The sequence below is a fragment of the Streptomyces sp. DvalAA-14 genome (assembly GCF_900091855.1).
Classification (GTDB): domain Bacteria; phylum Actinomycetota; class Actinomycetes; order Streptomycetales; family Streptomycetaceae; genus Actinacidiphila.
Genome location: NZ_FMCH01000507.1, coordinates 1 through 2903 on the forward strand (window position 1 = coordinate 1; position 2903 = coordinate 2903).

A 2903-nucleotide genomic window follows, 5' to 3' on the forward strand; every position below is an offset into this window, starting at 1 on the left:
CGCTCGCGCTGGCCGCTCCCGGCAGTGCGGCGACCGTGGCGCACGGCACGCACGCCGCCGCCCGCCCGGCCGACACCGCCGCGGGCCTGGCCGACCCGCACAAGAAGGAGATCGCGATGGAGCTGGTCAGCTCCGCCGAGAACTCCTCGCTGGACTGGAAGGCCCAGTACAAGTACATCGAGGACATCGGCGACGGCCGCGGCTACACGGCCGGCATCATCGGCTTCTGTTCCGGCACCGGCGACATGCTGGAGGTGGTCCAGCACTACCAGTCCCTGGAGCCGGGCAACATCCTCGCCAAGTACATCCCGGCGCTGCAGAAGGTCAACGGCACCGACTCGCACACCGGCCTGGGCACCGCCTTCGTCAACGACTGGAAGACCGCCGCCAAGGACACCGTCTTCCAGACCGCGCAGAACGACGAGCGCGACAGCGTGTACTTCAACCCCGCGGTCAACCAGGCCAAGACGGACGGGCTGGGCACCCTCGGGCAGTTCATCTACTACGACGCCATGGTCATGCACGGCCCCGGCGACGACCCGGTGAGCTTCGGCGGCATCCGCAAGACGGCCATGAAGAAGGCCAAGACCCCGGCGCAGGGCGGCGACGAGACCACCTACCTCAACGCCTACCTCGACGCCCGCAAGGCCGCGATGCTCACCGAGGCGGCCCACGACGACACCAGCCGCGTCGACACCGAGCAGCGCGTCTTCCTCAAGGCGGGCAACCTCAACCTCGACCCGCCGCTGAAGTGGAAGACCTACGGCGACTCGTACCAGATCCTGACCCTGCCGTAGCGGCGGGCAGGCAGCCGCCCGGCTTTACGCCGACGACGTCCGGTCTCTACGCTGCCGGTGACCGTAGAGATCGGATGTCTCGCTGTGTGCGGGGCCTCCACCGCCCGAGGAGGCGCCGTCGATGCTGCGCTACCAGCTGACCCACCCGACGATTCTGGCCGCGCTGGCCTCGGCGGGCCACGGCTCCCGGGTGCTGATCAGCGACGGCCACTACCCGCACACCACCGGCGCCCACCCGGCCGCCGAGCGGGTCTATCTCAACCTCGCCCCGGACCGGCTGCTCGTCACCGAGGTGCTGGACGCGCTGGTCGACGCGATCCCGATCGAGGCGGCGGCCGTGATGGCGCCGCCGGAGCAGCCGGGGCAGTCGGAACCGGCCGTGTTCGCCGAATTCCGCGCCGCGCTGCCCGGCCGCACCCTCGACGGCCTGGACCGCTTCGCCTTCTACGACGCCGCCCGCGGCCCCGACACCGCGCTGGTCATCGCGACCGGTGACCGGCGCACCTACGCCAATCTGCTGCTGACCATCGGTGTGCGGGCCGACTGACGCCTGCTGCCGACCGCCGTTTTCGCCTACGCTGTACGCGTCAAAACAGGCGGTAAGCCGGTCTGGAATCGGGGGAGATGCCGGATGCAGGGGTGGATGTGGTGGGTGATCGGCCTCTTCGCGGTCGGCGGCTTCACGACGATCGCGGACAGCGCGCGCAGCGCGATGCGCACGCGGCACGAGCGGACGATGGAGAAGCTGGCCGTCAAGCAGCGTGACCGGCTGGCGCTGGAAGCGGCGGGCCGGCCGCCGGAACCGGTGTGCGGCTGCACCCACCATCTGGCCAAGCACGACAAGCAGGGCAAGTGCCATGAGGTGGTCGAGGTCCCCACCGCTTGGGACGCCGACCGCAAGCCGGTCAGCTTCGAGCCGGGCACCTGCAACTGCCAGCAGTACGTGGGTCCGCAGCCGCTCGCCAGGGTGTACGCGGAGGAGATCTCGGACTTCTAGCCGCTGTCCGGCTCCGGTCGGGAGCGGGCCGTGCGTGCCCACCGCGGCCCGGCCCCGGGTGCCGGCGCCCGGTCTGAGCTCGCGCGGGCTCAGGAGGGACGGGCGCCGGCGGTACGAGGGGTCAGGCGGGTGTGACCTCCTTGACCAGCCGACCGGTCCACGGGCACCAGTACAGCCCGGGCAGGAAGGGGCCGCCGGCCTCGTCCAGGTGGTCCTCGACGTACGGGATGGTGGCGTCGCAGACCTCGATGGCCATGTCGGCGAAGGTGATGGTGGCGGGGTTGTAGTGGAAGTTCCACCGCGGGTTGTAGGGGGCGGCGCGCTTCACGATCCGGCCGATGACGATCTTGTTGAGACCCTCGTTCACGATCTCCCGGGCTTCGGCGATCTCGGGGGTGCTGGTGAGTTCGATGACGAACCGCGCGCCCGTGATGTCGCGCATCTCGAAGTAGGCGGGGCTCTCCGCGGCGGCGGCCCGCGGGGCCGGTGCCGCTCCCGCGGACTGGGTGACGGTACAGGCGAGCAGGGCGACCACCGCGAGGGTGCCGAACTTGCTGAGGATGCGTCGCATGCGTGACTCCGGGAGATCGGGCTGAACCGTCGTGACGGTCACGACGTGTCTCGCTACGGAGCGTAGCCGACGCGCACGCTGCGTGAAATACCTGGCGGGCATATCGCAACGATCGGGTGAATCCGGTGCTCGGCGCCGGGCGCGATGCCGCCCGTCAGAGCGGTACGACGGCCAGCGGCACACCGGTCGGCGTACGCGAGCCGCCGTGCGGTTCCACGGTGAGGCCGACTCCGTCGGCGCCGTTGGGACCGCCCCGCAGCAGCGCCGAGCCGGACGCGCCGGCCGGGTCCAGGAAGCCCGCGGGCACCATCGTGTCGTCACGGCTGTACCAGAGCTGGTAGACCCGCGAGCCGGTCAGCCTCGGCAGGCCGCGAAACAGCAGCGCGGCCCGGTCGAGGCGGGCGGAGGACACCACGGTCGCGAAGCCGCCGCCGCTCAGCGGCCGGGTGTGGAAAGCGGCGTCCGGCGCCGCGGCCAGCGCGCCCACCGCCCGCGCCCGCTGCTCGGCGACGACCGTACGGCCGCGCTGCGCGGCCGC

General features: G+C 71.4%; 5 protein-coding genes. 3 read left to right on the forward strand and 2 right to left on the reverse strand.

Going from position 1 to position 2903, the window contains the following annotated elements; translation table 11 throughout:
* The first annotated feature begins 8 nt into the window (after window positions 1-8).
* From GA0115240_RS27405 to GA0115240_RS27415, 3 genes are all read left to right on the forward strand, one after another.
* Window positions 9-797 (forward strand): chitosanase, encoded by a 789-nt coding sequence (locus GA0115240_RS27405; RefSeq protein ID WP_272919937.1) that lies wholly within the window; start codon window positions 9-11, stop codon window positions 795-797.
* Between the two features lie 121 nt (window positions 798-918).
* The gene (locus GA0115240_RS27410; protein WP_093740718.1) at window positions 919-1344 is read left to right on the forward strand and encodes an RbsD/FucU family protein; all 426 of its coding nucleotides are present in this window, start codon (window positions 919-921) and stop codon (window positions 1342-1344) included.
* An 84-nt stretch (window positions 1345-1428) separates the two neighbouring features.
* Window positions 1429-1794, forward strand: a complete 366-nt coding sequence (locus GA0115240_RS27415; RefSeq protein ID WP_176725185.1) for a hypothetical protein — start codon at window positions 1429-1431, stop codon at window positions 1792-1794.
* A 121-nt stretch (window positions 1795-1915) separates the two neighbouring features.
* Here GA0115240_RS27415 and GA0115240_RS27420 read toward each other — a convergent pair whose 3' ends face one another.
* Both GA0115240_RS27420 and GA0115240_RS27425 read right to left on the reverse strand, forming a co-directional pair.
* Window positions 1916-2365, reverse strand: a complete 450-nt coding sequence (locus GA0115240_RS27420; RefSeq protein WP_093740720.1) for a BP74-related protein — start codon at window positions 2363-2365, stop codon at window positions 1916-1918.
* 154 nt (window positions 2366-2519) lie between these two features.
* Window positions 2520-2903 (reverse strand): anti-sigma factor (locus GA0115240_RS27425; protein ID WP_141708982.1); only part of this gene is annotated, 384 nt, incomplete at its 5' end.

Bases quoted from the DNA above. Each gene is read 5' to 3' on its own strand.
- GA0115240_RS27415 (WP_176725185.1), top strand. From the start codon at position 1,429: ATGCAGGGGTGGATGTGGTGGGTGATCGGCCTCTTCGCGGTCGGCGGC.
- GA0115240_RS27410 (WP_093740718.1), top strand. From the start codon at position 919: ATGCTGCGCTACCAGCTGACCCACCCGACGATTCTGGCCGCGCTGGCC.
- GA0115240_RS27420 (WP_093740720.1), bottom strand. From the start codon at position 2,365: ATGCGACGCATCCTCAGCAAGTTCGGCACCCTCGCGGTGGTCGCCCTG.